Source organism: Deinococcus seoulensis, from assembly GCF_014648115.1.
GTDB lineage: Bacteria > Deinococcota > Deinococci > Deinococcales > Deinococcaceae > Deinococcus > Deinococcus seoulensis.
Window position 1 is genome coordinate 71,739 of the sequence record NZ_BMQM01000018.1, and the last position, 16,469, is coordinate 88,207.

Genomic DNA, 16,469 nt, shown 5'->3' on the forward strand with positions numbered 1-16,469 from the left:
CACGCCTCATCTTCAGCGGGCGGTCAGCAGCACGTCCGGCAGGTCGCCGATCAGGGCGTCCACACCCAGCGCTTTCAGGCGGGCCACCTGCGCGGCGTCGTTCACGGTCCAGGTGTTCACGCGCCAGCCGTGCGCGCGGGCCTGGGCCATCAGGGCGTCGTCGATCAGCGGATGCATGGGGTGCATGGCCGCCGCCTGCACGCGCCGCATCACCAGTGGCACGAGGTCCAGCGGTCCCACCCGGTACGCCCGGTGGAACAGGAACCCCCGCTCGATCTCCGGCGCGTGATGCCGCGCGGCGTCCAGCACCAGCGGACTGAACGAACTGACGATCACGCCGCGCGACAGGCCGTGCGCGCGAATGGCGTCCAGCGTCCGGTGCACGCGGTCATCGGGTCGCGCACCCTCGAACTTGATCTCCACGTTCACGAACGCCCCCGTGTCCGCCGCCCACGCCAGCGCGGCGTCCAGCGTCGGCACGTGCGCGGGCAGGTCGGCGGCGTTCATCTCGGGCAGCGACCCACCCCCCTTCAGGGCCGGATCGTGATGAATGACCAGCGTGCCGTCCATCAGGCGGCGCACATCCAGTTCCACGCCGTCCAGACCGGCGTCCATCGCCGCCTGAAACCCCGCCAGGGTGTTCTCGGTGTGCAGTCGGGGCGTGCCACGGTGACCCAGCAGAAGCGGCTTCATACCCCGCAGGCTACCGGGTAAACGTCAGGGACGCCTCACCATTCAACGGAGGTCAGGGCACCGGGGCAGCGCGGTATGCATCTGCCAGCTGCCCTGCGGCATCTTTCCAGCACACCCAGCCATTCTTGGATGCTCCCGAGACTGCCACGGCCGCCATGCTGGGACTGTCGAACACGACGTCCTGCTCGAAGCGCAGCAGCGTGCCGTCCAGTTCACGCAGTACGCCGTCTGAGAGTTGCTGTTCGCGGCGGCGGCGCAGGGCCTGCGCGTTTGAGCCGTCACCCTGAATGCGGTTCAGTGCGGTGCTTCCGGCCAGGACTGTCCACGTGCCAGCAGCGGGACGGTATTCCGCGTGGGCCAGCGCCGTTTTCGTGCGGTAACTGAACAGCACGCACTGAGCGTCCGGCGTCTGAGCATCCTGCGTCTGAGCGTTCGGCGTCTGATCGTCCGGCGTCGGTACGCTGATCGACCGGCCCAGCAGCACGTCGCGTTCGGCCTCGGTGATGCGGTTCATCTCGGCGGCGGCCTGCGCGGCGAGTTCGAAGGTGGCAATCCCGAACTGCTGCCGGACCTGTTCGACCACCGGGGTCTTCTCGCGGCGGATGCGGGCCTCGTCGAGCCGCTGCTGCTGCCGCTGGCGGATGCCGTGCAGGGCGTCCGGGAAGCGCCCTGAGCGCCAGGCGTCCACGTCGAGCAGCGCGGCGAGGTCGCCTGCGAAGGTCTGGCCTTCCTGCCCGAGTTCGAGTTTCAGGGCCACGCGGTCCTCCCAGCGGCCCGGCAGGTGCTCGTCGAGCACGGCCCAGACGCGGCCGTTCGTGACGATGGCCCAGCGGGTGCCCTCGTTGACGGCGTACGTGGCGGCCTGCTGGTAGTGGGCGGCGCCCAGGGTGACGTTCATGCCCTTGAGTTCCAGTGCGAACGCGCCGTGCCCGGTGCGGATCAGGAAGTCGGCGCGGTTGCCTGTGGCGTTCGTTTCTTCGGGGACGACTTCGGCGGGGTTCCAGATGTCGAATCCGGCGGCGTGCAGGAGGCGCAGCACGATGGCCTGCCGGACGATGGCCTCGCCGGGGTTGGGGGTGTGGGTCAGCCAGTCCTGGATGTGGGTCACGGCTTCCCGGATGCGGTCTGGCGCGCTGGGCATGTGCGGGCAGCATAGCAGCGCGGGCGGAGTGCCCGGCGCGGAAATGCCGCCCCCGGATCACTCGGGGGCGGCGCGTTGGGTGTGGAGCTTCAGCGGCCGACGGTGTATCGGACGGTGTCGCTGGTCCAGTTCTGCTGCGGCACGGGCTGCGCGATGGGGTTCACGACGATGCTCAGGGCCTGCGCGAAGCCGGGGGTGGTGGTGGGTTTCACGGTGGCGAACGCCTCGCCGCTGCGGTAGGAGCTGAGCTGGCTGAGGTTCAGTTCGGTGCGGCTGGCGATGACCAGGACCTTGTTCAGGCCGCGCGGGCCGCTGACGTTGAACACGAAGTCGTCGCCGGGCGCGGGGAAGGTGCGGGTCTGTCCGGCGCGGACGTAGTGGGTGCCGCTGAGGTGGTTGGGGAGGATCTGGTCGGTGGTGCCGTCGGGGTTGACGTTGAACAGGTACACGTACGCGTCCTCGTTGACGGTGGCGGCGATGCGGATCTCGTCGCCGACGCGGTAGGTGGGCGTGCCGTTCCCGCCGGGGTCCCGGTCCACCCACACGCGGACGCTGAGGTCGGTGGGGACGGGGTTGACGATGATGCTCTGCGCGCTGAGTCTGGGCGCGGCGGTGGCGGGCGTGCCCAGGGTGACGGTGGCGAGGACGGCGAGGAGCAGGGCAGCTTTCTTCATGGGGGTCTCCGGGGCCGCTCTGTCCTGGGCGCGGCCGGGGTGGCCTGCGCTGGTGGGGTCTGGGAGCGGCTTCTGTTCTCCTCAAGCGTAGGCGCCGGCACCTGACGGGCGGTGAAGGGAGGCTGACTGAACATGAGCTGCGTCACGTTTCGGCTCATGATGATCCCGTCAGAAAAGGGGCGCCGCTTGATCTGGGGGCATGCAGAAGCGGCTCCCCGATGGTGGTCGGAGAGCCGCTGGGTTCTGGCAGGGATACTAGGATTCGAACCTAGACAAGCAGATCCAAAATCTGCTGTGCTGCCATTACACCATATCCCTAGGGTGTGCCCGGAGCGCCTTTTCAGGCGGGCATGAGTATACCGGGGGCAGCGGGGCAGGGTCAAGACGGCGCGGGCGTGGGCGCGCTCAGCGGGCGGGCGTGGGGGCAGCCTCGATGACGGTCAGCCCGGCGAATTTAAGCAGCAGGCGTTTCTGGCCCACGCCGGGAAAGTACACGAGGACCTCGCGGCGTTCGCCCTGATGGAAGCCCTGCATGAACACGCCATCGCCGAATTTGGCGTGCCTCAGGCGCAGCGGCTGGGTGGTGCTGACGGCGCGTTGCAGTTCGCGGCTGGGAATGCCGAGTCGGGCGCTGACTTCCGGGAGGCTCAGGCCGTGCAGGTCCAGCAGTTCGCGGGCCTGGAGGGGCCAGCCGACGGGCGGGGCGGGCGGCGTGTCCGGCAGGGGCGGCGAGGTGGGTGGGACGGTGGGCAGCGGTGGGGAGGCCGGGCCAGTGTGACTGGTACTGGTTTGGTCGGTCAGCAGGTGCGCGGGGATGGGCTGGTACAGCTGCTCGTCGGTGACGCCCAGCACGGCCTGAAGGAACGCGCGGGTGGCGTGCTTGTCGGTGGGGCGGCGTTCCCCGCTGGGCAGGGTGGGCGAGTAGCAGCGGCTCACGGCGATGCACTCGAAGCAGCCGTGCGGGTTCTGGCAGCAGGTCTTGGCACTCAGGTCCAGCGCGCGGCGCAGCAGGTCGTCCATGTGCAGCGAGGCGCGGCGGGACACGCCCAGGCCGCCCAGCCAGTCGTCGTACAGGAAGAAGTACGTGTCGCGGCCCTCGCGGAACGCGCCGGACAGGTCGTTCTCGTCGCAGGCGACCCGTTCGGGCGTGACCTTCTGCAGCAGATGCTTGAGTGTGTGCGCGACGGCGGTGGGGTAGTCGGTGGCGCGGGCGTCCACGCCGACTTCCAGGGCGCTGGTGCGGAACGGGGGGAGTTCGGTGGGCGTGTCGTACAGGTGCTCGGAGAGCTTGTGGTCCTGCATGCGGTCCTGGATGCGGCCCCCGCATTTCACGCAGCTGCGTTCGGCCGGGCCGGGTTCGCGGTCGCAGCCCACGCAGACGCGCTCGAACACCTGCCGGAGCATCTGGTAGCCGGTGTAGCGGCGGCGGATGACGACCTCGCCGTGCCGGTACGCCAGGGGGCCGCGCTGCACCCACTTTCCCATCTCGCGGGGCGTGACCTCGATGGTGTACAGGCCGCGCGTGAACAGGTTGGCGGTGTCGTGCCGCTCGACCAGGATGACGGTGCCGCCCTCGTGTTTCTCCCAGCGCAGCACCCGGTACCCCTGACCGTCCAGGGTGAACACGGCGCCCTCGTGCTTCTCGGTCAGGGCGTAGTGCTGGCTGGGGCTTTCCAGCGGGTTGTCCAGTGCCCGCGCGCCCAGCCGTTCCCAGTCGGCCGCCTCGACCACCACGTACTTGAGGCTGCCCTCGCCGCGCAGGTTCCAGTAGCGGGGCGCCGTGAGGGCGGCCGCGTGTGGTTCCGGCAGGCCCGCCGCGTGGAATTCCTCGTTCGCGCGTGCCTGATGCCGGGGGGCGAGGTACGGGTTGTTCGCCTCCACGACCGCCTTCTCGATCGGGCCGGTCAGCAGGTCCAGGAAATTCCCGGCGTTGCTGTAAAACGCGTCGGCGGGCTGCGGGACGCCCTGCTCGTTCAGGGACGGCAGGTACAGCACCAGCCCCGGCGCGATCCGCCCGGCGCGGCCCGCCATCTGCCGGAACGCCATGCGCGACCCCGGGTACCCGTCGATGATCACGACCTCCAGATCCCCGATGTCCACCCCGGCTTCCAGGGCGTTCGTGGCGAACATCACGCCGCTGCGCGTGCGGCGGAACTCGGACAGGCGGCCCTCGCGGTCACTGGTGCCCGCCATGTACAGGTGCGCGCGCCCCGCGTACCCCGGCTGCGCCCGGTACGTGGAGTACAGCCGCGCTGCCCGCGACCGCCCCCGGAAGAACGCCAGCACCTTCAGGTCGTAACGGGCGCTGGCGTCCATCACGGCGTTCCAGAAGCGCCGGGGCTGCCCTCTGTGGTCCGCGAGGTAGTAGCGTTTCCCGTGCCGCTGCGCGCCGGACTCGCTGACCTCGGTGGCGTCCACGCCCGTCAGTTCCCGCGCGAACTCCGCCGGGTTCCCGATGGTCGCCGTACTCAGGACCACCTGCGGGTTGGCGCCCAGCGCCCGCGCCAGCTCCAGCAGGCGCCGCAGCATGCCCGCCACCTCGCTCCCGAAGCCGCCCCGGTACGTGTGCGCCTCATCCAGCACCAGAAACGACAGGTTCCGCAGGAAGTCCCGCACGCCCGGCTGCACCAGCGACCAGTGCAGCTTGTCCGGCGTGGCCGTCACCATCCGCACACCCGGCCGGAACACCGCCGACCCCTGCGCCGACCCCTGAAACGACGCCACCTCCCACCCGAACCCGCCCCGCTCCCGGAACTCCAGCAGCTTGTCCCGCTGATCCTGCCCCAGCGCCACCAGCGGGTACACGAACAGCGCCGTCGCCGCCGGATCGCGCTCCAGGCGGTCGAACACACCCGGAAAGAACGCCCCGGTCTTCCCGCTCGCCGTGGGTGTCGTGATGATCACGTTCTCGCCCGCGCGCATCAGCTCGAACGTGCGCGCCTGATGCGCGAACACCGCCGGAAAGCCGAACCCGCGCGCCACCGCGTCACTCCAGCCCAGCTCCGAGACACCCACCGTCCGCGCCGGAGAGGGTTCCTCCTCGTGCAGGCGCGTCGCCCCGCCACCCAGCGTGTCCCGCAGGAACCCCTCCAGGCGGGCGTAGGGAGAACGGGCAGGCAACACCCGCACAGTCTAGGCGCGCCCGGCACACCCGCACGGAAGTTGCGTCACGGTCGGGCCGGGTGCGGGGTATGAGGAAGCGTGTCCGGGGGCGACCTGGCATGATGGGCGCAGCATGACCGGACGCTGCGCGTGACCACCGACCTCTCGTACTACGTGTACGCGCTGAAGGACCCGCGCACGTCGCCCGCCGCGCCGTTCTACATCGGCAAGGGCATCGGCACCCGCGCTCACGATCACCTGCGGCGACCCGACAGCACACCCAAGGGTCAGCGCATCCGCGAGATTCTGGCAGGCGGCGCCGAGGTACTGGTCGTGCGGCTGGTCGAGGGTCTGACCGAGGCGCAGGCGCTGAAGATCGAGGCGGAACTGATCGCCGCGTTCGGCACGCAGGCCAGCGGGGGCCTGCTGACGAACACCGTGCTGCCCAGCGGTCTGGGAGGCAAGGGGCGTGCCGGGAAGGTCGTACCGGCGGGCGTGCCGGAGAAGGCGCAGGTGGGCCTGCAACTGCTCAAGGACGCCGTGCTGGAGTTCGCGCAGGCCAACCCCGGCGGCGTGACCAACTCCGAGACGGCCAGTCTGCTGGGGCTGCGCAGCGAGTACGGCGGCGGCGCGAAGGATTACCTGTCGTACTCGGTGCTGGGCCTGCTGATGCGCGAGGGGAAAATCGAGCGCCGCAAGCCCGGGCATCAGCACGTCGCCCGGGTTCGCTGAGCCAGCCAGCCGCTCGCCCGCCTAACCCCGCATGACGAAGTGTTCGATGATGGCGTGGTGGTCCTCGAAGAACAGTTCGGGGCGGGCGAGGACGTCGCTGATGGGCATCCAGAGGGCCTCGCTGGCGTCGCTGCCGCCGCTGAGGCGTGGGAGTTGCCCGATGCCGAGGTCGAAGTGGTAGGCGTGGGTGACGGTGCGGCCGCGCAGGCTGCGGTCCGGGTAGTCGAAGACGGCCTGTGAGCGCAGGGCGGCGGCGAGGTCGATGCTGGGGTTCAGGCCGGTTTCCTCGTGCGTTTCGCGGATGGCGCAGGCGAGGAGGGTCTCGTGCTGTTCGAGGAACCCGCCGGGCATGGCGAGGCGGCCCCGGCCGGGCAGTCCGGCGCGGCGGACGATCAGGACGTGGCCGCTGCGGGTGATGACGGCGTCGGTGGTGACGAAGATGGGCGGGTAGGGGGCGTCTTTCCAGGCGGCGCGGTAGGCGCGCAGGTGGTCGTACTCGGCTTTCAGTTCGGTGTAGTCGGGGCCGTGGCTGAAGGTGGTGAGGAAGGTGGTCACGGCGGGTGGGACCATGTCCTGCATGTCGTTCTGGCGGCCTTCGAAGTAGGCGCGGCGCACGTCGGTGGCGCTGAGGGGGCTGATGACGTGGGTGGGGATGAATTCCCAGGCGGGGAAGGAGCGCAGGTAGTAGCTGCTCTCGTCCTTGATGTGGCCGATGAGGGCGATGTCGGTGCTGCCGCGCGTGTGGGCGTGCACGCCGGCCTGGACTTCGCTGAGCCAGAGGGTTTCGTTGTAGTAGTAGTCGCGGACGTGTACGAACAGCAGGCGGGTGCGGGGAATCCCGGCTTCCTGGAGCATGGCGGTGATGAGGTCCTGGCGTTCGTCGGCGGTGAAGGGGTTCTTGGTGTTGCGGGCGGCGCGGGCGCTGCCGATCACGATGATGAGTTTCTGGACGCTCTGAAGGGCTTCGAGCATGACGTGCAGGTGGGCATTGTGTGGCGGTTCGAAGCGGCCGATGTACACACCGAAGGTGCGTTTGCGGCGGGTGGGGGTGCCGGGGCGGGTGCGCTCATCGGTCATGATCCTCACGATGTCATCACAGAACCGTGAGTTGAATGAGAATCGGTGTGCGCGTGGGGGGCATTCGGGTGGTGATACGGATTCCACTCGCTCTGCGGAGCAGCTCCACAAGTCCGCCCGGATTGAACGGTCCTTGCAGCCCATTCAATCGGAGGCCCTATGAGGACACCGCCCACCCTGACACGCGCAGGTGCGCACACCCTCTGCCCGCTGGCGTCGTACTGTGAGGCATGAACAAAAATCTGGTGTCCGCTGCGCTGCTCGTCCTCACCCTGTCCACCCCGGCCCTGGCGGGCGGCGCGGGCGCTCCCGTGACCGGCGCGAACGCGCAGGTGGTCGCCGCCACCCCCGCCGCGCTGATGGCCGCCCTGAAGGAAGCCGGGTACCGCGTCACCATGGACCCGGCCAGCCCCGACAGCGACCCCAGCATGACCGTCATGGCCGGCGAGTACGAGGTCAGCGTGTGGCTCAGCAACTGCTCGGCCGGCAAGTGCAGCCGCGTGACGGCCAGCACCTACTGGGATTACAGCGACAGCGAGGACGACCTGGACACCGAACTGACGAACGACTGGAACAGCAACTACTACACGCAGTCGTACGTGTACGAGGGCGCGTACTACCTGGATTCCACCATGCCCATCGCGGGCGGGTACACCAAGGCGACCCTGAAGGCCTGGATGACCGACTACCTGAACGACGTGCAGGACTTCGAGATGGAACTGCCCTGAGCTGAATGGCGTTGACCTGAACGGCCCTGAGCTGTCCTGAGTGAATCCAGGGTTACAGGGCGGTCAGGGTCACAGGGCGGCGCGCACTGGCACGGGATTCCGTGCTGGCCGCGCCGCCCTTCCCTCTTCCACCGCCTCGCTCACGTTGCATGAAGGAACGCCGGATGTCAGCTCAAGGCCTCTGGATGCAGCTCCTGCCCGCGCGGGTGGGGGCGCGCCGCAGACTGCGGGTCTGATGGCAGACCTGAAGAACATGAACAGCCGCGTCAGTCGCGGCGCGCAGCAGGTGAAGGCCGGCCTGCACGACACCCGTGACGCCGCCGGGAACGCCGCGCAGCACGCCGCGCCGGGCCTGGAGACCCTGGCGCGTGTCGGGTACGCCAGCAAGGGCGTTGTGTACTTCACGGTGGGGTTCCTGGCCCTCAGCGTGGCGCTGGGGCGCGGTGGCAGCACCACGGACACGCGCGGCGCCCTGCTGAAATTGCAGGACCTGCCGGGCGGGTCGGCGCTGCTGGCCGTGGTGGCGGTCGGGCTGGTCGGGTACGCGCTGTGGCAACTGATCCGCGCCGTGCTGGACCCCGAGCGGCAGGGCACGGCGGCCAAGGGGATCGCAAAGAGGCTGGGGTACCTGCTGAGCGGCGGTACCAACCTGGCGCTGGCGGTGTTCACGGCGCGGCTGGCCCTGTCGGGCAGCGCCTCGCAGGGGGGGGACAGTCAGGCGCAGGCGGCCGGGACGGTCCTGAACCTGCCGGGCGGGCAACTGCTGCTGGGGCTGGTGGGGCTGGGCCTGCTGGGACTGGCGGGCAGTCAGCTGTTCACGGCGTACGGCGCGAAATTCATGAAGCGCATGCGGTTCTCGGGCGTGGACGGCCGCGTGAAGGACATCCTGGTGAAGACCGGGCAGCTGGGCATCGCGTCGCGCGGGGTGCTGATGCTGATCATCGGTGGGTTTGCGCTGGTGGCCGCCTGGAACCGCAAGGCGAGTGAAACGGTCGGCATCTCGCAGGCGCTGACGTGGCTGAACGCCCAGCCGGCGGGCAACGTGCTGCTGGGGATCGTGGCGGTCGGGACGCTGTGTTACGGCGTGTGGTGCGTGGTGCAGGCCCGGTACCGCCGTATCCGCATCGAGGACGCCGCGTAAAGGCAGGCCGCGTGGGGGGGGGAGCCGCGTGAGGAGGTTGCCGCGCGTGAAAGAATGGCGGGCATGACCGCAGCAGATTCCGCCGCGTCCACGCGGCCCGACAACCGGCGTCAGGTGGCGTTGATCGCGCATGACAAGAAGAAGCTGGAGCTGGCGCTGTTCGCCCTGAGTCACCGCGAGACCCTGCGGCACTTTCATCTGGTGGCGACTGGCACGACCGGCGGCATCCTGGCCAAGCAGACGGGCCTGGAGGTCGAGCGGGTGCTGTCCGGCCCCCTGGGTGGCGACCAGCAGATCGGGGCGCGACTGGCCGAGGAGCGCCTCCTGGCCGTGTTCTTCTTCCGGGACCCGCTGACGGCGCAGCCGCACGAACCGGACGTGTCCGCGCTGGTGCGCCTGTGCGACGTGCATGACATTCCGCTGGCGACCAACCCGGCGAGTGCCGAGGCGCTGATGCTGTGGCTGCGCGAGCAGATCCGTTACCCCAGCACCAACTGATACGGACTCCGACTGAAGGGGCTGCAAAGACCGTTCAATCCGAGCGGATGCGAGAAGGAGATTAACGGGTTCCGGACGTGGGGCCGACAGGGGCGGTGAAGTTCCGGATTGCCGGCGAAACAAACGGCAGTCCGTATGAAACCGGGCAGGCAACCCGGGTGGTGGGCTGGCGGTGTCCTCCCTGGCAAGCGGCATTGACACAACGGACCTTCACGCAGTGGCCCCCCCCGGCGGAGGAACCCTGCGGGGCACTTTCCCCCGGCGGGGGGCATGGAGTCTGATAGGGAGGTCATGACCGCCTGGTTCACTCCGCCCCGTTCCGGCCCGGATGGCGTGTCCCGCCAGCCCCGGCCCGAGTGGACGGCGGCCCTCGGTGAGGCCGGGCGGGCCGAGGTGGCCGCGCGTGACAGCGGCGACGACGACGCGCTGGCCGCGTCCCTGTACGCGCGCGGCTGCGCCCTGAACCGCCTGGGGCAGTCGCAGGAGGCGCTGGGCGCGCTGCTGGAGTGCGTGGCGTTCCTGCCTGCCGGGCGGCAGCGTGAGCAGGCGCTGGCGTGGCGGGAAGCGGCGTGCGCGCAGCGGAACCTGGCGTGCGACACCGAGGCGCTGGAGTACCTGGGGCTGGCGCTGCGGCTGGCGCAGGAGTCCGCCGACCCGGCCCTGGAAGTGGACCTGATCGAGGATCTGGCGCAGGCGCACGCCGAGCAGGAGGATCACGGCGCGGCGCTGCACGCCCTGCACGGCAGCCTGCGGGTCCGGCGCACCCTGCCGGGGCAGCCGGGGCTGGCGCACACGCTGGTGCGGCTGGCGCAGGTGCAGTTGCGGGCCTGCGCGGCGCCCGATCCAGACCTGCCCGGCTCGACACCGCCCGGCCCCCCCCTGGCCGATTCCTGCCTGCCCGATCCCTTCCTGGATGGGCAACTGCGGGAAGCGCACGCCACGCTGCTGGAGGCGCTGCGCCTGCTCGGCGGTCCGGCCCTCACGCCAGAGCACTTCTCGGCAGAACACTTCTCGCCAGAGCACTTCTCGACAGTGCATTTCTCGGCAGCGCACCCCGCGCGGGACAGCAATGACAGGGTAGGCGGGCAGGGGGTGGGCGGGCAGGGGGCGCTGCGCGGCGAGGCGCTCGCGGCGCTGGCGCACCTGCACCTGCGGCGCGGCGATCCGGCGGCGGCGCAGCGTTCGGCGCTGGAGGCGCTGGAGTGGCTGCGCCGGGCAGGAGCGACCCGTCAGGCGTTGCGGGTGCTGCCGGACCTGGCGCGGGCGCAACTGGCGCTGGGCGAGGCGGCTGCCGCGCTGGCCGGACTGCGGGAGGCGCTGGCCGTGAACACCCCGGAGCGGCTGCTGGCCGAGCAGGCGGCGCTGCACCTGGCGGCCTGCGAGGCCTGCGAGGCGCTGGGCGATCACGCCGGGGCGCTGGGGCACCACCGGGCGTTTCATGCGCTCGATTCGCGCGGCCGGGGCCGCCACGACCGGGAACGGCTGCGGGCCACGCAGGCGCGCGTGGGCCTGGACGCCACGCGTGAAGAAGCGCGGCTGCACCGGGTGCGGGGCGAGGAACTGGAGGCCGAGGTGCAGGCCCGCACAGCGCAACTGGCGCGCAGCCAGCGGGCCGTGATCGACCTGCTGGCCAGCTGCGCGGAGTTCCGGGACGCGCCGCTGGGACCGCACACCCGCTGGGTGGGGGACGCGGCGCAGGCGGTGGCGCTGGCGCTGGGCAGCGCGCCGGCCGAGGCCGCGCAGCTGGGACTGGCGGCGCGGCTGCATGACGTGGGCAAGATCGGCATTCCGGATTCGGTGCTGCTCAAGCGTGGGCCGCTGCTGCCGGACGAGTGGGCGCAGATGGCCGAGCACACCACGCTGGGCGCGCGCCTGCTGACCCAGCCGGGCGCGGCGGACGGCGGGCCGCTGCTGCAACTGGCCGCGCAGATCGCCCTGACGCACCACGAGTGCTGGGACGGCAGCGGGTACCCGGCCGGTCTGACGGGCGAGGCGATTCCGCTGGGGGGCCGGATCGTGCGGGTGGTCGATACCTTCGATGCGCTGGTCAGTGCCCGTCCGTACAAGGACGGCTGGCCCGCCGCGCAGGCCCTGTCCTACCTGAGCGAACACGCCGGTCAGCTGTTCGATCCCGTGGTGGTGCGGGTTTTTGCGGAACTGCACGCGGCGGGACGCCTGCCGGAACGCGCCTGAGCGGGGGGGGCTGCGGGGGTCTGAGGGGGGTGTGGACCGGGCACAGTCAGGCAGGTGTCCGGTTTCACGCAGGTGATGCTGACCGCGTGGCTTATATTGGGCTCATGCGCGCCTCCGCGACGCCCTCACTGACGTCTGGTCTGCTAACGGATGTGGGCCGTCAGCGCCAGGGTGGCGTCAACCAGGACGCCGCCCTGGCGCTGGACCTCCCGCACGGCGGCCTGTACGCCGTGGCGGACGGCATGGGCGGTCACGCCGCCGGTGAGCTGGCCGCCAACCTCGCGCTGGACGCCCTGAGTCAGCAGTACCTCGACGGGCGCGGCACGCCGCCCGCGCGGCTGGCCGAGGCGGTGCAGTCCGCGAACGTGGCCGTGCTGCGCCACGCGGTCGGCGAGTACGTCGGGATGGGCACCACGCTGCTGGCCGCGCTGATCGACCGGGGCGCGGCGTTGATCGCGCACGTGGGCGACTCGCGGGCGTACCTGCTGCGCGGCGGCGAACTGCACCGCCTGACCGAGGATCACTCCTGGGTGGCCGAGCAGGTCCGGCTGGGCCACATGACCGAGGCCGAGGCCCGCGACCACCAGTGGCGCAGCGTGGTCAGCAACGCCCTGGGCGGCGAGGAACGCGTGCGGCTGGAGATGTTCGGCCTGCCGCTGCGCAGCGGGGACCGGCTGCTGCTGTGCAGTGACGGCCTGAGCAGCGTCGTGACCGATCAGGAACTGCTGCTGCTGCTCGCGCGTCCGCTGGAACCCGAGGCGACCGCGCGGGTGCTCGTGAACGCCGCGAACGACGGGGGCGGCCCGGACAACATCACGGCGCTGATCATCGACGTGCAGCGCGAGGGTCGCCTGCCCACGTACCCGCTACCGCTGCGGCGCGAGGACGGCCCGGTGTACGTGGACGTGCTGCTCAGCACGCAGCGCGGCAGCAGTCTCCTGACGTACCTGCTGCTGATGATCGCGTACTTCACGCTGCTGGGCATCATGCTGGTCCCGGAACGGCGCGTGCTGATCGGCCTGATCGGCACGGCCGCGCTGGTGGGACTGCTGCTGTGGCAGCGCACGCGGGCCACGCAGCGCGCCAGCAGCATCCTGAAGCACCCCAGCGCGGCGCTGAACCTTCCCTCCCAGCCCGAGCAGTCCCTGAGCGGCACGCGGCCCTGACCGGCGGGCCCCGGCCGCACGCTCCGGCCAGCCGGTATGCTCGGAGGCATGAAAGACATCATCCAGACGCCGGACGCCCCCGCCGCCATCGGCCCGTACAGCCAGGCCGTCACCTTCGGGAACCTGGTGATCACCAGCGGCCAGATTCCGCTGACGCCCGCCGGGGAACTCGTGGACGGCGGCATCACCGAGCAGACCGAGCAGGTCATCGCGAACCTCAGGGCCGTGCTGGCCGCCGCCGGGACCGACCTGGACCGCGTGGTGAAGACCACGGTGTTCCTGGCCGACATGAACGAATTCGCCGCCATGAACGCCGTGTACGAATCGCACTTCCGCGCCCCCTACCCGGCGCGCAGCACCGTGCAGGTCGCCCGGTTGCCCCGCGACGTGCGCGTGGAGATCGAGGTGATGGCCGAACTGCACTGACCCCCGCCGCCCGCCCCGCCGCAACGCTCCCTTGCGGACGCTCTCCCGGCGCGGTTTGTGCACGGGGTCTCGACGCTGGCGGGCGCGGCGTGACATCCTGCGCGTAATGGTCGTCCTGCCGGTCCGCTTCGAGCGCAGTCCCCGCCTCCACCCGATGCTGAGTGAGGAGCCTCACGCGGTCGGTACGCGGGTCGTGGTGCAGGGTAAGCGCGGCCCGGAAATCGCGACCGTGCGCGGCGAACCCGGCGAACCGCAGCCGCAGGAACGGTACGGCGCGGTGCTGCACGCCGCCACGCCCGACGAACTGACCCGCTGGGAGGCGCTGCACGCGTCCGGCGAGGACCTCAAGTGGCTGCTGCGTGCCCGCGCGCGGCAGAAGAACCTGCCGGTGAAGATCGTGGCGGTCGAGTTCACGCTCGACGAGAGCCTCGTGACCGTCAGTTACAGCGCCGAGGAACGCATCGAACTGACCGGCCTGATCGGCGAGGTGCGCGCCCAGACGCGGGCCCGCGTGAACTTCGCGGCGGTCGGGCCGCGCGAGCAGGCGCAGATGATCGGCACGCTGGGCGCCTGCGGCCGCGAGAATTGCTCGTCGAATCACCTTCAGGACTTCGCGCCGGTCAGTATCCGCATGGCGCGCGACCAGCAGCTCCCACTGAACCCGGAGAAACTCTCGGGACCGTGCGGGCGGCTGCTGTGCTGCCTGCAGTTCGAGCACACGCAGTACCTGGACCTGCTGCGCGACCTGCCGCGCAAGAACGCCCGCGTGTGCCACGAGAGCAGCGGCGCGTGCGGGAAGGTCACGAAACTGCACCCGCTGACCGGCACGGTGGACGTGTTCACCGATCAGGGCGTCCTGACGGACGTACCCGCCACCGAACTGCGCCGCCTGACCGACGCGGAAATCAAGGCGCTACCGGACGGCGGGCGGGGCACGCCGCGTCCGGGCAAACCGGCCCGCGGGAAACAGGGCTAGGTGGGCGCGGCGTACACTCGGAGGCAATGACCGCCGAACAAGCCACCCTGAAGGCCGTGGAGGCCAAACTGACCGTTCCCGCGTCCCTCTCGCGCTGGGAGGCATTCCAGGAGCGGTTTCAGGCGCTGCTGGACGCACCCCTGACCGCCCCGGACGTGCCCGCGTGGCTCCAGGGCTGGAACGCCGTGACCGGCGACCTGATGGACGTGGCCGCCAGACTGTCCACGCACGCGGACCTGCACACCGACCAGCCGGACATTCAGGAGCGCTACCAGACGTTCGTGGCGACGGTCCTGCCGGAAGCCGAGCGGGCCGATCAGGCACTGAAGGAGAAACTGCTGGCCGTGCCGGACTTCGTGCCCGCCCCGGACTTCGCGCTGAACTTCCGGCGCATGCGGGACGCCGCCGCCCTGTACCGCGAGGCGAACGTGACCCTGGGCGTCACGCACGAGGCGCAGAAGAACCGCTACTCGGTCGCGACCGGCAACCAGACGGTCACCCTGAACGGCCAGACGCTGACCATCCCGCAGGCCAAACAGCGCCTGGACAGCCCGGACCGTGCGGCGCGCGAGGCGGCGTGGCACGCCCTGAGCGACAGCAACATGGGCGTGGCCGACGAACTGGACAGCGTGATGCTGGACCTGATCGGCACGCGCTGGCAACTGGCCCGCAACGCCGACGAGGCGAACTTCCGCGATTACCAGTGGAAGGCGCTGGACCGCGTGGACTACACCCCGGCCGACTGCGTGGCCTTCCACGAGGCGGTGCGGGACGGAGTGGTGCCGCTGACCGCGAAGATCGTGCGCGGCATCGCCGACGGGCTGGGCCTGGACAGCGTGCGCCCCTGGGATTACAACCGCAACAACCTGCTCGACCCGCAGGGCCGCGCGTCCCTGACGCCCTTCCGCACGGGCGAGGAACTCGAAACGCTGGCCGAGGCGGCCTTCGAGGGCCTGGACCCGGACCTCGCCGCGCGCTTCCGGCAGATGCGCGGCGGCCTGCTGGACCTGGAATCCCGGCCCGGCAAGATGACGCACGCATACTGCCAGTACTTCCCCACGCACAACGAACCGTTCGTGCTGATGAACGTGGTCGGCACCGCCGAGGACGTGCGCGTACTGTTCCACGAGGTCGGGCACGCCTTCCACGGCTTCTACAGCGGCGACGCGCAACCGCTGGTATGGAACCGCTGGAGTCCCATCGAGTTCGTGGAGATTCCCAGCATGGCCATGGAGTTCCTGACGCTCGATCACCTGGGGCACGTGTTCACGCCCGAGGAACTGGACCGTTACCGCGAGAAGCAGCTTCAGGGCGTCGTGGCGTTCCTGCCGTGGGCGGCGCAGATGGACGCCTTCCAGCACTGGCTGTACGCCGAGGCGCCCGAGAACGTGACCATCGCCGATCTGGACGCCAGGTGGCTGGAACTGGACCGGACCTTCCACCCGTTCGTGAACTGGGACGGCCTGGACGAACGCGTGCGCGCCAAGGGCTGGCAGTACTACCACGTGTTCCAGGTGCCCTTCTACTACATCGAGTACGCCATGTGTTACCTCGCGGCAGTCGGCATCTGGCGCGGCGCGCAGACGGACCCGGCCGGGGCGCTCGCCCGCTACAGGGCCAGCCTGCGCCTGGGCAGCACGGTCAGCGTGCCGGACCTGTACCGCGCCGCCGGGGTGGAATTCCGCTTCGACCGCGAGCACATCAGCGGCCTGATGGCGTTCATCGAAACGCAACTGCCCTGAAACGGCAGGACAGCGCCCCGGACCACGCACAGGTCCGGGGCGCTCTCTGTTCGGGTTGGAAGGCCCTGCAAGGCCGCCCAACCCGGGTCCTGATACGGATTCCGTTTATTTCGTTAACCAAGAGTTTCCACGCGAGAGAGAACAGCGACCAGCACGAAGGCCCAGGAGGCAGGGGCTTGA

At 70.2% G+C, this 16,469-nt stretch carries 14 protein-coding genes and 1 tRNA gene; 9 read left to right on the forward strand and 6 right to left on the reverse strand.

Going from position 1 to position 16,469, the window contains the following annotated elements; genetic code table 11:
* Nucleotides 1–12: 12 nt before the first annotated feature.
* The 5 genes from IEY70_RS13375 to IEY70_RS13395 form a co-directional block, all read right to left on the reverse strand.
* Nucleotides 13–693, reverse strand: a complete 681-nt coding sequence (locus IEY70_RS13375) for a glycerophosphodiester phosphodiesterase (protein ID WP_189065529.1) — start codon at nucleotides 691–693, stop codon at nucleotides 13–15.
* A 52-nt stretch (nucleotides 694–745) separates the two neighbouring features.
* Nucleotides 746–1,834, reverse strand: a complete 1,089-nt coding sequence (locus IEY70_RS13380) for a DUF4357 domain-containing protein (RefSeq protein WP_189065530.1) — start codon at nucleotides 1,832–1,834, stop codon at nucleotides 746–748.
* A gap of 89 nt (nucleotides 1,835–1,923) precedes the next feature.
* Nucleotides 1,924–2,508, reverse strand: a complete 585-nt coding sequence (locus IEY70_RS13385) for a DUF4384 domain-containing protein (protein ID WP_189065531.1) — start codon at nucleotides 2,506–2,508, stop codon at nucleotides 1,924–1,926.
* Between the two features lie 244 nt (nucleotides 2,509–2,752).
* Nucleotides 2,753–2,826 (reverse strand) — tRNA-Gln (locus tag IEY70_RS13390).
* An 87-nt stretch (nucleotides 2,827–2,913) separates the two neighbouring features.
* Nucleotides 2,914–5,631, reverse strand: a complete 2,718-nt coding sequence (locus tag IEY70_RS13395) for a DEAD/DEAH box helicase (RefSeq protein WP_189065532.1) — start codon at nucleotides 5,629–5,631, stop codon at nucleotides 2,914–2,916.
* 129 nt (nucleotides 5,632–5,760) lie between these two features.
* Here IEY70_RS13395 and IEY70_RS13400 point away from each other — a divergent pair, with 129 nt between their 5' ends.
* A complete protein-coding gene (locus IEY70_RS13400) occupies nucleotides 5,761–6,342 on the forward strand; it encodes a GIY-YIG nuclease family protein (RefSeq protein ID WP_189065533.1) in 582 nt (193 codons plus the stop codon).
* A 21-nt stretch (nucleotides 6,343–6,363) separates the two neighbouring features.
* On the opposite strand, the gene IEY70_RS13405 is transcribed toward IEY70_RS13400, so the two are convergent.
* Complete coding sequence (locus IEY70_RS13405) at nucleotides 6,364–7,419, reverse strand: bifunctional nicotinamide-nucleotide adenylyltransferase/Nudix hydroxylase (protein ID WP_189065534.1); 1,056 nt, start codon at nucleotides 7,417–7,419, stop codon at nucleotides 6,364–6,366.
* Between the two features lie 230 nt (nucleotides 7,420–7,649).
* On the opposite strand from IEY70_RS13405, the gene IEY70_RS13410 reads away from it, so the two are divergent.
* From IEY70_RS13410 to IEY70_RS13445, 8 genes are all read left to right on the forward strand, one after another.
* A complete protein-coding gene (locus IEY70_RS13410; protein WP_189065535.1) occupies nucleotides 7,650–8,147 on the forward strand; it encodes a YbjN domain-containing protein in 498 nt (165 codons plus the stop codon).
* A 235-nt stretch (nucleotides 8,148–8,382) separates the two neighbouring features.
* On the forward strand, nucleotides 8,383–9,288 hold the full coding sequence (locus tag IEY70_RS13415; protein ID WP_189065536.1) for a DUF1206 domain-containing protein: 906 nt from the start codon (nucleotides 8,383–8,385) through the stop codon (nucleotides 9,286–9,288).
* A 63-nt stretch (nucleotides 9,289–9,351) separates the two neighbouring features.
* Nucleotides 9,352–9,786: a methylglyoxal synthase gene (locus tag IEY70_RS13420; RefSeq protein ID WP_189065537.1), complete on the forward strand. Its 435-nt coding sequence runs from the start codon at nucleotides 9,352–9,354 to the stop codon at nucleotides 9,784–9,786.
* Between the two features lie 291 nt (nucleotides 9,787–10,077).
* The gene (locus IEY70_RS13425) at nucleotides 10,078–11,979 is read left to right on the forward strand and encodes an HD domain-containing phosphohydrolase (protein WP_189065538.1); all 1,902 of its coding nucleotides are present in this window, start codon (nucleotides 10,078–10,080) and stop codon (nucleotides 11,977–11,979) included.
* A 104-nt stretch (nucleotides 11,980–12,083) separates the two neighbouring features.
* Nucleotides 12,084–13,145, forward strand: a complete 1,062-nt coding sequence (locus tag IEY70_RS13430) for a PP2C family protein-serine/threonine phosphatase (protein ID WP_189065539.1) — start codon at nucleotides 12,084–12,086, stop codon at nucleotides 13,143–13,145.
* Between the two features lie 48 nt (nucleotides 13,146–13,193).
* Nucleotides 13,194–13,571 carry a RidA family protein gene (locus IEY70_RS13435; protein WP_189065540.1) on the forward strand — a complete coding sequence of 126 codons (378 nt, stop codon included), beginning with the start codon at nucleotides 13,194–13,196 and terminating at the stop codon, nucleotides 13,569–13,571.
* Between the two features lie 106 nt (nucleotides 13,572–13,677).
* Nucleotides 13,678–14,547, forward strand: a complete 870-nt coding sequence (locus IEY70_RS13440; RefSeq protein WP_189065541.1) for a PSP1 domain-containing protein — start codon at nucleotides 13,678–13,680, stop codon at nucleotides 14,545–14,547.
* A 26-nt stretch (nucleotides 14,548–14,573) separates the two neighbouring features.
* On the forward strand, nucleotides 14,574–16,289 hold the full coding sequence (locus tag IEY70_RS13445; protein ID WP_189065542.1) for a M3 family oligoendopeptidase: 1,716 nt from the start codon (nucleotides 14,574–14,576) through the stop codon (nucleotides 16,287–16,289).
* Nucleotides 16,290–16,469 lie beyond the last annotated feature (180 nt).